The organism is Micromonospora sp. NPDC049374, assembly GCF_040677165.1.
GTDB lineage: Bacteria > Actinomycetota > Actinomycetes > Mycobacteriales > Micromonosporaceae > Micromonospora.
This window is the reverse complement of sequence record NZ_JBFAQH010000011.1, coordinates 67,957-82,105: the sequence shown is the minus strand read 5'-3', so window position 1 is coordinate 82,105 and position 14,149 is coordinate 67,957. Positions and strand designations below refer to the sequence as shown.

Below are 14,149 nucleotides of genomic sequence, written 5' to 3'. Positions count from 1 at the left end.
ATCCGCCGCCCCTCACTTCTCCAGCACCGCCGCGGTGATCCGGTGCAGCGCGAAGGTGTGCAGCATCTCGGTGCGCTCGTCCTCGGCACGCAGGTAGCCCGCGCCGAGTGAGACGGGTCGCACCAGCCGGGACGCGGTTGCCCCGTGCGCGTCGACGTAGCCGACCCAGACCAGCGCCTTGTCGCGTACCGCCTGCTGGAGCACGGCCAGGGCGTCGTGGTGACTGTGCGCCGGAGCCGGCCCGTCCGGTGCCGCGCCGCGCACCACCGCCGGGGCCCGTCGGGCCGCCCGCGCCACCGCGTCACCCCGCCGGATCTGCTCCACCACGCCGAGCAGGCGCGGCAGCGGCAGGCGTGGGGTGGCGAGCGGGTCGAGCGCCCGGGTCGCCACCGACACCCGGGCCGGTGCCCGTCGGGTCTTCGGCCGGGTGAGCACCGTCGACCCGGTGGCGTCCTCGGCCACCGGGGCGTAGCCGGCCTCCCGTAGCACGCTCAGCAGCCGGCCGCCCTGGTACGGGGTCACCAGCACGGTCGGCGCGAGCCGGCGCAGCGCCAGTGCCTCGACCCGCCGGTCGGCCAGCACCTCGGCCAGCAGCGCCTCGTCGTCGCTGCGCAGGTACGCACCGGCGGAGCCGATGCGCAGCCCACCGTGCTTGCGGGCCACGTCGTCGACCAGGTACGTCAATCCCTGCGGCACCGGCGTGCGGGATCGGCGGCGGAACAGGTCGTGCAGGTCCTCCGCGGAGTAGCCGGCATCCAGGGCCCGGCGCACGCTGCCCGTGGTGATCCGGTGCACGCTCGCTCCACCGGCCGACTCCGGCTCGGCGATCACCTCCAGTTCGGCGGCGAGCGCCGGCTCCGGCGGCCCGGGCACCACCACGCTCAGGTCGGCCTGGACGAGGAAGTGGTCCACCGGGGCGGGCAGCAGTGTGTCCAGGGCCCGGATCGCGCTGCCGCCGTCCTCCGCCTCGGCCCGCAGGCCCAGCGGGTCGTCCGTGGCGCCGTCCTCGCCCGCCGTCGCCTCGGCCAGCAGCAGCCGTCCGTACGAGGTGAGCGCTCCAAGCCCGGTCACGCCCAGCGTGGCCGCCTCGGCCAGCACCTCCCGATGCGCGTTCTCCCGGCCACGGCTGCGCCGGGGCGCCCGCCAGTCCAGCAGCGCCAGTACCTCCTCGGCACTGGGCGCGGTGGCCGGTTCCAGATCCGCGAGTACGCCGAGCACCGAACGTCGGGTGGCCGGGGCACCGGCCCGTTCCGCCTCCGCCGACAGCACCGTGATCGGCCGGTCCCGGTCGTCGCGCTGCCCGACCAGTCCGACCTGCCGGGTCATGGTCAGCCAGGCCCGGGCCAGTTGCTCCCAGCGCTGGGCCAGCGAACCGGCCCGCCACATCTCGTACCCGGCGGTGGGCAGCACCTGCTGGTCGGCGCCGTACCGGCCGGCGGCACCGGGCAGCTCCATCTCACCGGTCAGCCCCGCCGCGTACGCCACCTCAAGCAGCAGCGCGGCGGTCGACTCGTCCAACCCGGTGGTCCGGGCCAGCCGGCGCAGGTCCCGTACGCCGATTCCGCCGGAACGCAGGACCGGCGCCGGGTCGGCGGCCAGCTGCTCCAGCAGCGCCTCGGTGTGGCGTACCACCTCCATGGTCTGCCCGGCCCCGGCGGAGTCGGCCGCCTTCGGCTCGCGCGGCGTCGCGGACACCAGGGGTGGGCTGCTGCTCAACGGGCCCAACGGACCGGTCTCGCGGCGCAGCAGCAGCCCGATCTCCCGGGGCAGCTCGACCATGCCGGTGGTGCCACCCTTGCCGCCGGAGACCCGCACCAGCAGCCGGTGGTCGACCAGCCAGCGCACCGGAGAGCCGGTCGGGGCCCCGCCGTTGGTGTCGTCCGGCGGCAGGTCGTCGTCCGCGCCGACCGCCGGTGCCTGCAACGCGCCGGGCGGCACGCTGCCGACCGGTGGGCCGGCGGCCAGCCGGTCGAGGATCGCCCGCGCCGACGGCGGCGCGGACAGCAGCGTCCGCCGCAGCTTCGCCGGGTCCGCGCAGAGCGCGGCCGTGCGCGGGTCCAGCTCCGTCGCCGGTCGACCGAGCCCCGCAGGGTACGGGGAGATCTCGTCGATGCCACCGACGAGGTGCAGGGCGCTGTCGGGACCGTACAGCAGGAAGCGGGCACGTAGCCGGTCGACGGCGGCCCGGACGGCGGTGGGCGCGGGCGGGTTGGGGCCGGTGGTGGCCAGGGCGAGAACCCCGTCGACCGAGGTGGTGCCGTCGGCCGGGTCACGGGTCAACCTGGCGGCGTCCATGATCTGGAGCGTGAACTGGTCCAACCCGTCGAGCGCGCGCGACACCGAGACCCGGGACTGGGCCCGGATGGCGAGGGCGGCCACGTCGGCGGGAACCGGTACGACGAGGTCGGGCCGGAGCTGAAGGAGCGCGGCGAGGGACTCGTCGGGCAGCGACCGCAGGTGGTCGGCGAGTGAGGTGCTCATCGTCGTTCCACGCTAGCCCGGCCGGGGGCAGGTTCGCCCATCGGACGACCCGGCCGGTCCGGCTGGCCGGGTAGCTTTCCAGGATGCCTTCGTTGACCGTCGGATTCGACCTCGACATGACCCTCGTCGACTCGCGTCCCGGCATCGCCGCGACCTACCGCGCGCTGACGGCGCGGACGGGTGTACCCGTCGATGCCGACGCCGCCGTGTCCCGGCTCGGCCCGCCACTTCGCACCGAGATCGCCCGCTGGTTCCCGCCCGAGCAGGTCGAGGAGGCGGTGACCATCTACCGCGAGCTTTATCCGGCGTACGCGATCACGCCGACCGTGCCGCTGCCCGGCGCCGTGGCGGCCCTCGCCGCGGTCCGCGACCGGGGTGGCCGGGTGTTGGTGGTCACTTCCAAGATCGGCCGGCTGGCCCGGCTGCACCTGGACCATCTGGGGCTGGCCGTGGACGAGCTGGCCGGTGACCTGTTCGCCGAGGAGAAGGCGACCGCGCTGCGGGCGCACGGGGCGACCCACTACGTCGGCGACCACGTGGCGGACATGGTGGCCGCCGGTGCGGCCGGGGTGCCCGGGATCGCGGTGGCCACGGGCCCGTGTTCGGCGGAGGAGCTGCGCGTCGCCGGGGCGGCGGCGGTGCTGGCGGATCTCACCGGATTCCCGGCGGCGCTCGACGGGATGATCCGGCTAGCCTTGAGGCAGTAGACGGTTCAAGCGAAGCAGAGGTTCTCAGGTGCCTACGGGTCGAGTGAAGTGGTACGACGCGACCAAGGGATACGGGTTCGTCACCAGTGACGAGGGTGGCGACGTGTTCCTGCCGAAGGCCGCGCTACCGGCGGGGGTCACCGATCTCAAGGGCGGCCAGCGGGTCGACTTCAGCGTGGTGGACAGCCGGCGGGGTGCGCAGGCGATGGGGGTGAAGTTGCTTGACGCTCCGCCGTCCGTGGCGGAACTGCGCCGACGTCCCGCCGAGGAGCTGCACGGCCTGGTCGAAGACATGATCAAGGTGCTGGAGGCGAAGGTTCAGCCCGACCTGCGCCGGGGCCGCTTCCCGGACCGCAGGACCGCGCAGAAGATCGCTCAGCTGGTCCACGCGGTCGCCCGCGAACTGGAGGTCTGAGGCACGAGCCCGGCGTCGGCGGCCCGGCCGAGCAGCGCCTCGACGGCAGCGAAACCGGCTTCACCCAGGTCCGCGGTGAACTCGTTGACGTAGAGGCCGATGTGCCGGTCCACCACGTCGGGCTCCATCTCCTGGGCGTGCGCCAGCACGTACGCCCGGCTGGCCGCCGGATCGGCCCAGGCCCGCTGGACGGAGTCCCGGATCCAGCCGGCGGCCTGTTGTGGGTCGACCACGCCTCGCCGGGCGAGGATGGCACCGAGCGGGATCGGCAGCCCGGTGTCCGACTCCCACCACTCGCCCAGGTCGACCAGGGCGGTGAGGCCGTGTCGGGGATAGGTGAACCGGGCCTCGTGGATCACCAGTCCGGCGTCGTACCGACCGGCGGCCACGCCCGGCATGATCTCGTGGAACGGCACCACCTCGATGCGCTGCGGCGTCCGTCCGGCCGCCCAGAGCCGGAACAGCAGGTACGCCGTGGTCCGGTCACCGGGCACCGCCACGGTGGCACCGGTGAGATCGTCGCGCTCCGGCCCGCCGCCGCGGTCGGTGCGGGTGAGCACCAACGGGCCACAGCCCCGACCCAACGCACCCCCGCAGGGCAGCAGGTGGTAGTCCTCCAGCAGCCACGGCAGCGCCGCGTAACTCACCTTCACCAGGTCGAACGCGCCGCGCTCGGCGGCCGTGTTGGTGACGTCGACGTCCGCGTACGTCACTGTCACCGGTGGCGCACCGGGTACCTGCCCGTGCACCAGGGCGTGGAAGACGAACGTGTCGTTGGGGCAGGGCGAGATCGCCAGGGAGAGCGCCACGTCCCCACCGTAGCCCCGCCGACCCGACCCGCTGCCAGCGCGGCAGTGCCCCCACCCAAGATCCGGGCAACTTCCCGGATGTTGCTGCCTGAACTCGCCGGAATCAGCGACATCCCGAAGTTGCGCGGATCTTGGGATGAGGTTGGCGGGTCAGCGTAGGGCGGGGGCGGCGGCGGTGAGGGCGGTGAGGGCGTCGCGCATGCGCCACGCGTCGCGGTCGCGGGGACCGATCGGGTTCGAGATGGTACGCAGCTCGACGAACGGCACGCCGGCCTGGCTGGCGGCGACCGCCACGCCGTACCCCTCCATGGCCTCGGCCACCGCCTCCGGATGACGCCGGACCAGTTCCTCGGTGCCGGCGGTGGTGCCGGTCACGGTGTTGACGGTCAGCACCGGTCCCACGGTCGCGGCCGGCAGCGCTGTGTGCAGGGCGGCCAGCAGCGCCGGATCGGCGTCGAGGGCCGGACCACCGCCCAGCAGTTCGGCCGGCATGCCAAGTTCGTCGATTGGAATGAAGCCGTCGGGCGACTCCGCGCCCAGGTCGGCGGCGACGGCCCGGGTGCCGAGCACGGTGCCACCGACCGCGATCCGGCCGGCGAAGCCGCCAGCCACCCCCGCGCTGACGACCGCCCGGTACGGGCGGCCAGCCGTCTCGGCTAGCGCCAGCAGCCGGGCGGTCGCCGCACCGGCGACCGCCGGGCCCACCCCTACCGGCAGCACCGCCACGGTCGGGTCGGCGAGGCCGGCCTGGATCGCCTCCGCCTCGGCGGGAACCGCGGTCACCACGAGCAGACCGCTCACGTGAGCGAACCCGGTGAGCTGCGCCGCGTCTCGTCGTCGCCGCCACCGGAACCGGTGACCGTCGAGGACGGGCGATAGATGTGGAAGCCCGGTGGTGCCATTCCGGGCTCCTCTGGATCACGTCCGCCCTGGAAGGGGGCCGGGGACGTGGGGGTGTTCCCGGTGCCTTCCGCCTCGGTTGTGTGTTCCGCCTCGGCCTGCTTCTCGGCGGTCAACTCGTCGTCGGTAAGTGGCCGTCCGTGCAGCTTCTCGGCCCGGAGTCGCCGGGCCATCACCAGGCCACGGGCGGCGGCGATGCCACCGACACCAGCGGCGACGGCGATGCCGATCCGGCCGTCGAAGGGTACGAGGCCCAGCCCGCCACCGGCGACGAAGGCGAGCATCAGCACCGTCTCGGAATGGGCGAAGGAACTGGCCCGCAACCGTTCCGGGATGCGTTCCTGGATCGAGGCGTCCACAGCCAGTTTGGCGATGCCGCTCATCATGGCCGTGACCACGCAGAGCAGGGCGACCATCGGCAGCGAGAAGTTCACCACGGTGAGTACCGCCACCCCGGCGACGATCACCATGCCGCTGGACTGGAGGGCGGCCGGGCGATGGATGCGCAGTCGGGTACCGATCGCGGTGGCGAGGAAGGTGCCGACGGCCAGCGCGCCGCCGACCAGGCCGAGTGATCCCTCGTCCCCCAGGTCACGCCCGAACACCACGGTGGTCAGGTCGCCGGCCTTGATGGTGAAGGCCAGGAAGAGCAGCAGGAAGCCGTAGACCGCGCGCAGCGTGGCCGCGCCCACTAGGGTCGAGATCACCAGCCGTCCGGCGGGTCTGCCCCGGCCCAGTGGTCGCTCGTCCGTGCCCCGGCGCAGTGCCCGCAGTGGTCGCGGTACCCGTTCCGGCGGCTCGGAGTCGGCCTTCGGCGGTAGCCGGAGGGAGATCACCATGCCGACCAGGAAGATCACCGAAGCCACCCGCAACGGCCACTGCGGCCCGAACCAGAACGCGGCCAGCCCGATCGGGGCGACAAGTGCTCCCGCGACCGTGCCGTAGACGCTTGCCCGCGCACCGACCTGCGACAGACCGAGCCCTTCCGGCAGCAACCGGGGAACGGCTGCGGAACGCGCCACCCCGTACGCCCGGGAGAGCGCCAGCACGCCGAAGGCCGCCGGGTAGAGCCCGAAGCCGTGGATGTAGTCGGAGATCAGCCAGGCCAGGAACGCCCGGCCCAGCATGGTTGTGGCCAGGGCGTACCGGCGGCCGTGCCGGAAATGGTCGAGCAGTGGCCCGACCACGGGAGCGAGCATGGCGAAGGGCACCATGGTCACCAGCAGGTAGAGCGCGACCTTGCTCCGTGCCTCGCCGAGCGGCACGTTGAAGAAGATCGTCCCGGCCAGCCCGATGGCGATCAGCGTGTCACCGGCGCAGGAGATCGCGTGCAGGTCGAACAGGCGGACCATGCCGGTCTCCCCGCCGGCACCCCGGGACCGGGCCCGGGCGGCGCTGCGGGTCACCCAGCGACCACTGGTCAGTGAGCCGCGCAGCATCAGTCGGGTGGCGCGGATGCCGGTGCCGACGGTCCGCCCGAGGAGGGACCGCTCAGCGCGGGAGAACAGCGGCATGGCACCCATCCTGACCCATCGGCCGGGGCGATGCTGCGCCACCGGCGGAGAACACCTCTGGGGAGTGCCTCACAGTCGACCCACCCGATGGGGAACAATGGTCGGGTGACCAGGCCCGCCTCCGCCCGCGCCGCTCGTCTTGACCAGGTCTGCGCCGCCGCCGTCGAGGTGGCGCGCGCCGGCATCACCGAGGTGGGCCCCGACGACGTCGGCGACCACCTCCAGGTTGTCGCCGAGGGTGACCGGCTCGTCACTCACTATTTCGAGTGCCGGCTGGCCGGCTACCGCGGTTGGCGGTGGGCGGTCACCGTGACCCGGGTTCCGCGCAGTCGTACGGTGACGATCTGTGAGACGGTCCTGCTGCCCGGCCCGGACGCGCTGCTCGCTCCCGGCTGGCTGCCGTGGCAGGAGCGACTGAAGCCCGGCGACCTGGGCCCCGGCGACCTGCTGCCGACTCCGTCGGACGACGAGCGACTCCAACCCGGCTACCTCCTCTCCGACGACCCGGCGGTCGAGGAGACCGTCTGGGAGTTGGGGCTGGGCCGGTCCCGGGTGATGTCGCGGGAAGGGCGGATCGAGACGGCTCAGCGCTGGTACGACGGCGATCACGGCCCCTCGGCGCCGATCTCCGCCTCCGCACCCGCCGCCGCCCGCTGCGGCACCTGTGGCTTCTACCTGCCACTCGCGGGCAAGCTGCGGCAGTGTTTCGGTGTCTGCGGCAACTTCTACGCGCCGGACGACGGCCGGGTGGTCAGCGCCGACCACGGCTGCGGTGCCCACTCGGAGACGTTGGTCGACGCCGACACGGCGGTCGACGAGATGCCCACCGTCTACGACGACAGCGCGGTGGAGCCGATGGCGGTCAGTCGTGCCGCCGGGTCCGTCGAGAGCGGCGAGCCGGCGGAGCCGTACGGGCACTCCTGACCGTGGCCGGCCGCTGCCGGCTCAACCGGCGGCGCGACGGCGGCGACGGTTGGCGTCGTGTCGCATCATCACCGCCAGACCGGGAAAGCCCCACAGGAATCCGGCCAGGCAGATCCAGAGCCAGTTCTCGTGGCCACTGGCGGCCAGCCGGTCGCGGAAGATCAGCAGCACCAGTCCGGCGACGGCCCAGGCTGCCATCCCGGCGAGGGCGAACGGCACCATCGGCGGGTCGAGCGGCTCGGGGCGGGGTGGCGGGGTGGGCACCCGGTCAGCGTACGTGACCCCGCTTTCCGACAGGCCGGCCATCTGCGACGATGCGCGCGACAACCCGATGATCCGCTGTGAGGTTCCCGATGGCAGTAGCGCCGCCCGACAACGGCACCCCACCCGATTCCGGCCCGCCGCGTAACGGCTTCGACCGGTACTTCGAGATCTCGGCCCGTGGTTCGACGCTCACTCGCGAGGTACGCGGCGGCCTGGCCACCTTCTTCACGATGGCGTACATCGTGGTGCTCAACCCGCTCATCCTCGGCAGCGCCGTCGACGGTGACAACCAGACCCTGCCGATCCCCGCGATCGCGGCGGCCACTGCGCTGGTCGCTGGTCTGATGACCATCCTGATGGGCGTGGTCGGTCGATTCCCGCTGGCAGTGGCCGCCGGGCTCGGCGTCAACGCCCTGGTGGCGTACGAGATCGCGCCCGAGATGACCTGGGCCGACGCGATGGGCCTGGTGGTGATCGAGGGTCTGATCATCGCGGTGCTGGTGCTGACCGGGCTGCGTACCGCCGTGTTCCGCTCGGTGCCGACCCAGATGAAGACGGCGATCGGCGTCGGCATCGGCCTGTTCCTCACCATCATCGGCCTGGTGGACGCCGGCTTCGTCCGGCGGATTCCGGACGAGGCGAACACCACCGTCCCGGTCGGTCTCGGTATCGGCGGCAAACTCGTCAGCTGGCCGATGCTGGTCTTCGTGGTCGGCCTGCTGGTGACCCTGGTGCTGGTGGTACGCCGGGTCAAGGGTGCCATCCTGGTCGGCATCCTCGCCTCCACGGTGCTGGCCATGGTGGTGGAGGCGGTGGGCAACATCGGCCCGTCCTTCGTCGACGGTGTGCCGAACCCGAAGGGCTGGGCGCTAAACGTTCCGACGCTGCCGAGCAACCCGTTCGACGTTCCGGACCTGTCCCTGCTCGGCCAGTTCAACGTGCTGGACTCGTGGGGGCGGGCCGGTTGGCTGGTCGTGCTGATGTTCATCTTCACCCTGCTCATCACCGACTTCTTCGACACGATGGGCACGATGGTGGCCGTCGGTCAGGAGGGCGGCATGCTCGACGAGCAGGGCACCCCGCCGCGCACCAGGGAGATCCTGCTGGTCGACTCGATCGCGGCGGCCAGTGGTGGTGCGGCCAGCGTCTCCAGCAACACGTCGTACATCGAGAGTGCCGCCGGTGTCGCGGAGGGTGCCCGGACCGGCGTGGCCAACCTGGTCACCGGCGTGCTCTTCCTGCTGGCCATGTTCCTGGCGCCGCTGGTGGTGGTCGTCCCGTTCGAGGCGGCGTCCGTCGCGCTGGTGGTGGTCGGCTTCCTGATGATGACGGCGGTACGGACGATCGACTGGTCCGACTACGAGATCGCCATCCCGGCCTTCCTCACCATCGTGTTGATGCCGTTCACCTATTCGATCTCGAACGGGATCGGGGCCGGGCTGATCGTGTACGTGGTGATCAAGCTGGCCAAGGGCAAGTCCCGGGAAATCCACCCGCTGCTGTACGCGGTTGCGGCGCTGTTCGTGGTGTACTTCCTGCGCGGTCCGATCGAGGCGCTGCTCTTCTGACAGCGGCCCGGGCCGGGTGTGTGATCCACCTGACGTGATCCGCACACTCGGCCCGGAGCAGGAAGAACGTCGAGGTGAGCATGGTCATATCCGCTGCGGCTCGGTCAGCTAATTAGTTAGGCTAACTATCGTGACGGAGCGGACGGTGACGGCTCAGAGCATGCCACCGGCGCAGCTGGCCCTCCAGCTGCGTGATGCGATCACCCGGTTGAACCGGCGGGTCCGCCAGGCCCGGCCGGTTGGTGACCTCACGGTCACCCAACTGTCCGCGCTCACCAGCCTTCGGCTGGCGGGCGCGCTCACGCCGCGGGAGCTCGCCGACGTCGAACGGGTGCAGCCACCGACGATGACCAAGATCGTCGCGAAGCTGGAGGAGCGTGGCCTTGTGCAGCGCACCCCCCACCCGACCGACGGCCGGCAGGTCATCCTTGCGACGACCGAGGGGGGCCGGGCCGTGCTCGACCAGTTCGAGCGGGTCCGGGACGAGTGGCTGGCCCGCCGGCTGGCCGAGCTGAGTGACACCGACCGGGAGACCCTGCACCGGGCCGCGGAGATCCTGCAACGAATCTCCCGCGCCTGACGCCGCGCACACCTGGTGTGCGCCCCGCGCCGTGCCGTCCGTCGTTGACGACGCGTACGACCGCGAGGAGGCGCACCAAGAGTGCAGGCACGGCTGAGCACGATGTTCCAGTCCCTACAGGTCCGCAACTACCGGCTCTTCGCATTCGGGCAACTGGTCAAGCTGATCGGTGTCTGGATGATGTTCATCGCCCAGGACTGGCTGGTCCTCGAGCTTTCCGGCGACTCGGCCACCGCGCTCGGCGTGGTCGTCGCGCTCCAGTTCACCCCGGTACTGCTGCTCACGCTGCTCTCCGGCCGGCTCGCCGACCGGTACGACAAGCGGATGCTCCTCTTCGTCGCCAACGTGTTCTGGACCGTGCTGTCGCTGGCCATGAGCGTGCTGGTGCTCACCGATCTGGTCCAGCTCTGGCACGTCTTCGTCTTCGCCGCTCTGCTCGGTGTGGCCAACGCGGTGGAGACCCCGGTGCGCCAGGCGTTCGTCTCCGAGCTGGTCGGCACGGCGCTGCTGCCCAATGCGCTCTCGCTCAACGCGGCCGTGTTCAACTCGGCCCGGATCGTCGGCCCGGCCGTGGCCGGCCTGGCCATCGCCGTCTTCGACGTCGGGCCGGTCTTCCTCTTCACCGCGCTCAGCTCGATCGCGCCGCTGGTGACGGTGATCCGGATGCGCCCGGCCGAGCTGCACCGGGATCCGCTGCCACCGCGGGACGAGCGGGCCGCCGCCACCGTCCTCGACGGGCTGCGCTACGTCGGTCGCCGCCCCGATCTCCTGCTCCCGATGGTGGTGATGTCGGTGATCGGGATGTCGCTGTTCAACTTCCAGTTGACGCTGGCAGCCCTGGCGAAGACCGTTTTCAACACCGGGGCGGCCTCGTTCGGCCTGTTCAGCACCACGCTCGCGGTCGGCGCGCTGATCGGCGCACTCGCCGGGACCGGGCGGCGCAGCCGCCCCTCGGTGTGGCTGGTGCTGGGTGCCGCGGTCGGCTGCGCCACCTTCGGCACGCTCGTCGGGCTGGCCCCGGCGTACTGGATGGTGGTCGCCCTGCTGCCGCCGACCGGCTTCTTCATGGTCTACTTCGCCCAGGCGGCGAACCAGCGGGTGCAACTCGGTACCGACGCCGCGTTCCGCGGGCGGGTGATGGCGCTGTGGGTGCTGGTGTTCCTCGGCACCAACCCGGTCGGCGCGCCGATCATCGGCTGGGTCGCGGAGACCTTCGGCGCCGGTGCCAGCATCTGGGCCGGTGGCCTGCTCTCGCTGACCACCGCGCTGCTGGCGTTGGCCTGGCAGCTACGCCGGGCCGGGGCCCGGCTGCGGTTCCGTGTCCTCCCGCTGCCCCGCTTCTACGTCACCGAGATGTAAGCGGAGTTCAAGCAGCAGGTCGGCCCACCGTCGCGCCGGCCCACCTGGTCCATCACGCCGGCCCACCTGGTCCATCGCACCGGCCCACCTGGTCCATCGCACCGGCCCACCTGGTCCGCCGTGCCGGCCCACCTGGTCCGCCGAATGCGGAAAATCGGTTACGTGACGCTACGCATCGGCATAGCTTCGATGGGTGGAGGTCCTACGCTTACTGCTCCTGGCTGTGGCGCTGACGGCCGTGGTCTTCGTGCCGGTGCTGATCGCGCTGGCCATCTGCACCGACGAGGTCATCGACCGGCTGATCTGTCGGTACGGCGAGTGGCGACAGCGGCGCCGCGAACGGTGCCTGATCGCCCGGTTGAACGAGGCCGCCGACGCGGTCGCGGTCGCCGACCGGATCGACCTCGACTCGCTCGACCGGGCGGACCGGCGGTCGCTGGAGCAGATCGCCGCCGACCTGCGGTGTCTGCGCCGGGACCGGGCCGGCGGCACCAGACCGGTCGTGTGGCACAGCGACGTGCTCGACGCGTACGACGAGCGGCTTCGGCTGGCCTGCCGCGCGCTGGGCATCACCGAGCATCTCGCCGAGCTGACCGGCCTGGACCGGCAGATCGAACGGGTACGCGTCGAGGCCGAGTTGGACGCCGCCGGCCTACGGCTGCCGGCCGCCCGGCCCGAGCAACCCGAGCGGAACCACTAACTGCCACCCTGTGACAGGTGCGACTCTTCATCGCGATCTACCCACCGGTCGAGGCCATCGCGCACCTGACCACCCGGTTGGCCGAGTTGCGCCTGGCGGCGGCCTCGACCGCCGGCACGAACGTCCGGCTGATCGAGCCCACCAGGGCCCATCTCACCCTGGCCTTCCTCGGCGAGGTCGACCCCGCCCGGCTGGCCGAGTTGCGGCAGGTCCTCGCATGCGCCGTGGAGGCTGCTCGCAGCGGTGCTGCGGCGGAGGCGCCCGCCGGGTGCGACGGCCCGCCGGTGCTGCGGCTGGGCGGCGGTGGTCGATTCGGCTGGGGCCGAAGCACAGTGCTCTGGGTCGACGTGCGCGGCGATGTCGCCCGCCTGGGGACGCTGGCCGGCGCCGTACGCGCCGGACTGACCGCGGCCGGGTTCCCCGGCGACGAGAAGCCGTTCCGACCGCACCTGACCATCGCCCGTCCGGGTGACCGGGTGCCGCACGCCGACATCGAGGCGGACCTGGCCACCCTCGACGACTACCTCGGCCCGCCCTGGCCGGCCCGCGAACTGGTGCTTGTGCAGAGCCTCCCCGGCCCCCCGTCGAACTACCACCAACTCGCCACCTGCCCCCTCTAACCCCGTCACCACCCCCGCCGACTTCTCGCCGATCTTGCACTTTTGGTCGCTGAAACGTCCGTTATCGGACTGATGTCCCGACAGAAAGTGCAAGATCGACGCAGCGAGGGGCGGGGGCGGGGTGGGGCGGGGGGTGGGGGGGTGGGGGCCGTGGGTCAGGATGACTCGCGGGCCGCCGGGCCGGTGCCGAAGAGGACGTCGTCCCAGCTGGGGAGGCGCTTGCGCGGCTTGCCGCCGGCCTCGTTGGACTCCGAGGCGCCAGCGGCCGGTGCGTTCGTCCGGCGGGGTCGCAGCACCGCCAACGAGGGCACGGCCGGGACCTCCTTGGGCGCGTCCGCGTCGTCGTCGAAGGCCGAGCCCTGACCGCCGCCGAGCAGCGCCGCAGCGCCCCCGCCGACCGCCCGCTGGCGCTGTGCGTCCGGACCGCCGGCAAGCGCGGCCGGTGAGCGCGGTTCCAGACCACGGCCCGAGGTCGAGCCGAGTGGCCGGTCGAGGGAGGCGAGCAGGGCGTCGCGGCCAGCTCGGATCGGGTCACGACCCGAGCGCCCCGACTCGGCGGGCGAGGGCAGCCCGTGCCCACCGCGGCTCGGCTCGCCACGCGACGGGCCGGGCAGGGCGTGGCCGCCCCGCTCCGGTGCCGGTTCCTGGCCCAGGATCGGCGTCGGACGCTCGGCGCAGAGATACTGCGCCATGTCGTCGTGCGGGGCGACCGACTGCCGGGCCTTGTCCAGATCCCAGACCGCCTGGGCGGTGGCCTTGCCGGACGGCCAGGTCGCGACGATCCGCCAGGTGCCGTCATCGCGACGCCACGCGTCCCAGGAGATTTTTTCGGTGTCGATCCCGTGCTGCGCGAGCCGACCGTTGACCACCTCGGCCAGCGGCGTCGGCTTCTCGGCACCCTTGAGCCGGGTGCGCCGGGCGTGCTGGGCGAGCATCGCGCGCTCCTGAAGCACCGGCCCGGCGTAACGGAGCACCCGGTCGACCGGGACACCGGCGATCCGGGCGACGTCCTCCGCGGACTCGCCGGAGCGGATCCGGGCCTGGATGTCCCGAGGAGACAGCGAGGGCACCGGGTCGGCGGCGGCCGGTGCCACCGCGAGCGTGGGCGTACCCGGCTCGGCGTGCAGCGCTCCGGCGATACGCTCGTCCAACGGCAGGGCGAGCAGCCGCCCGACCTCGTCGGCGAGCACCAGGGCCTGGCCGTCCTCGGAGAGGGCGACGAAGCGTACTGGGCGCATCGCGTTGCCTCCGTCCCGCTTCGCTGGCCGTACGCCACGAGCCGGCCACCCGGGGCGTTGCGCTCCACGG

14 protein-coding genes are annotated in these 14,149 nt (G+C 72.4%); 8 read left to right on the top strand and 6 right to left on the bottom strand.

Annotated features, from left to right (window positions below):
• Positions 1-12: 12 nt before the first annotated feature.
• A complete protein-coding gene (locus AB0J93_RS19120; protein ID WP_363923572.1) occupies positions 13-2,481 on the bottom strand; it encodes a helicase-associated domain-containing protein in 2,469 nt (822 codons plus the stop codon).
• 83 nt (positions 2,482-2,564) lie between these two features.
• On the opposite strand from AB0J93_RS19120, the gene AB0J93_RS19115 reads away from it, so the two are divergent.
• The gene (locus tag AB0J93_RS19115; RefSeq protein WP_363923570.1) at positions 2,565-3,188 is read left to right on the top strand and encodes an HAD hydrolase-like protein; all 624 of its coding nucleotides are present in this window, start codon (positions 2,565-2,567) and stop codon (positions 3,186-3,188) included.
• Positions 3,189-3,216: 28 nt separating this feature from the next.
• Entirely contained in the window at positions 3,217-3,603 is a 387-nt protein-coding gene (locus AB0J93_RS19110) for a cold-shock protein (RefSeq protein ID WP_281565742.1), read from the top strand.
• On the opposite strand, the gene AB0J93_RS19105 is transcribed toward AB0J93_RS19110, so the two are convergent.
• The 3 genes from AB0J93_RS19105 to AB0J93_RS19095 all read right to left on the bottom strand — a co-directional run bounded on the left by AB0J93_RS19105 (position 3,564) and on the right by AB0J93_RS19095 (position 6,826).
• Positions 3,564-4,412: a 1,4-dihydroxy-6-naphthoate synthase gene (locus AB0J93_RS19105; RefSeq protein WP_363923567.1), complete on the bottom strand. Its 849-nt coding sequence runs from the start codon at positions 4,410-4,412 to the stop codon at positions 3,564-3,566. The two genes, AB0J93_RS19110 and AB0J93_RS19105, sit on opposite strands and share 40 nt — an antisense overlap.
• A 150-nt stretch (positions 4,413-4,562) precedes the next feature.
• Positions 4,563-5,213, bottom strand: a complete 651-nt coding sequence (locus AB0J93_RS19100) for a futalosine hydrolase (RefSeq protein WP_363923565.1) — start codon at positions 5,211-5,213, stop codon at positions 4,563-4,565.
• Positions 5,210-6,826, bottom strand: a complete 1,617-nt coding sequence (locus AB0J93_RS19095) for an MFS transporter (protein WP_363923563.1) — start codon at positions 6,824-6,826, stop codon at positions 5,210-5,212. The genes AB0J93_RS19100 and AB0J93_RS19095 overlap by 4 nt, the downstream gene beginning before the upstream one ends.
• A gap of 87 nt (positions 6,827-6,913) precedes the next feature.
• Between AB0J93_RS19095 and AB0J93_RS19090 the strand changes: the two genes are divergently transcribed.
• Entirely contained in the window at positions 6,914-7,750 is an 837-nt protein-coding gene (locus tag AB0J93_RS19090; protein ID WP_363923561.1) for a DUF3027 domain-containing protein, read from the top strand.
• Between the two features lie 21 nt (positions 7,751-7,771).
• On the opposite strand, the gene AB0J93_RS19085 is transcribed toward AB0J93_RS19090, so the two are convergent.
• Entirely contained in the window at positions 7,772-8,014 is a 243-nt protein-coding gene (locus AB0J93_RS19085; RefSeq protein ID WP_363923559.1) for a DUF2530 domain-containing protein, read from the bottom strand.
• An 89-nt stretch (positions 8,015-8,103) separates the two neighbouring features.
• On the opposite strand from AB0J93_RS19085, the gene AB0J93_RS19080 reads away from it, so the two are divergent.
• The 5 genes from AB0J93_RS19080 (at position 8,104) to thpR (ending at position 12,841) form a co-directional block, all read left to right on the top strand.
• A complete protein-coding gene (locus AB0J93_RS19080; protein WP_363923557.1) occupies positions 8,104-9,582 on the top strand; it encodes an NCS2 family permease in 1,479 nt (492 codons plus the stop codon).
• A 130-nt stretch (positions 9,583-9,712) separates the two neighbouring features.
• Positions 9,713-10,162, top strand: coding sequence for a MarR family transcriptional regulator (locus AB0J93_RS19075; RefSeq protein ID WP_216592721.1), 450 nt, complete (start codon positions 9,713-9,715; stop codon positions 10,160-10,162).
• An 81-nt stretch (positions 10,163-10,243) separates the two neighbouring features.
• Entirely contained in the window at positions 10,244-11,521 is a 1,278-nt protein-coding gene (locus AB0J93_RS19070) for an MFS transporter (protein WP_363923555.1), read from the top strand.
• 193 nt (positions 11,522-11,714) lie between these two features.
• Positions 11,715-12,221, top strand: coding sequence for a hypothetical protein (locus tag AB0J93_RS19065; protein ID WP_363923553.1), 507 nt, complete (start codon positions 11,715-11,717; stop codon positions 12,219-12,221).
• A gap of 17 nt (positions 12,222-12,238) precedes the next feature.
• A complete protein-coding gene (gene thpR, locus AB0J93_RS19060) occupies positions 12,239-12,841 on the top strand; it encodes an RNA 2',3'-cyclic phosphodiesterase (protein ID WP_363923551.1) in 603 nt (200 codons plus the stop codon).
• 155 nt (positions 12,842-12,996) lie between these two features.
• On the opposite strand, the gene sepH is transcribed toward thpR, so the two are convergent.
• Positions 12,997-14,079, bottom strand: coding sequence for a septation protein SepH (sepH, locus tag AB0J93_RS19055; RefSeq protein WP_363923549.1), 1,083 nt, complete (start codon positions 14,077-14,079; stop codon positions 12,997-12,999).
• Positions 14,080-14,149 lie beyond the last annotated feature (70 nt).

Bases quoted from the DNA above. Each gene is read 5' to 3' on its own strand.
- AB0J93_RS19120 (WP_363923572.1), bottom strand. From the start codon at position 2,481: ATGAGCACCTCACTCGCCGACCACCTGCGGTCGCTGCCCGACGAGTCC.
- AB0J93_RS19115 (WP_363923570.1), top strand. From the start codon at position 2,565: ATGCCTTCGTTGACCGTCGGATTCGACCTCGACATGACCCTCGTCGAC.
- AB0J93_RS19095 (WP_363923563.1), bottom strand. From the start codon at position 6,826: ATGCCGCTGTTCTCCCGCGCTGAGCGGTCCCTCCTCGGGCGGACCGTC.
- AB0J93_RS19090 (WP_363923561.1), top strand. From the start codon at position 6,914: ATGGGGAACAATGGTCGGGTGACCAGGCCCGCCTCCGCCCGCGCCGCT.
- AB0J93_RS19080 (WP_363923557.1), top strand. From the start codon at position 8,104: ATGGCAGTAGCGCCGCCCGACAACGGCACCCCACCCGATTCCGGCCCG.
- sepH (WP_363923549.1), bottom strand. From the start codon at position 14,079: ATGCGCCCAGTACGCTTCGTCGCCCTCTCCGAGGACGGCCAGGCCCTG.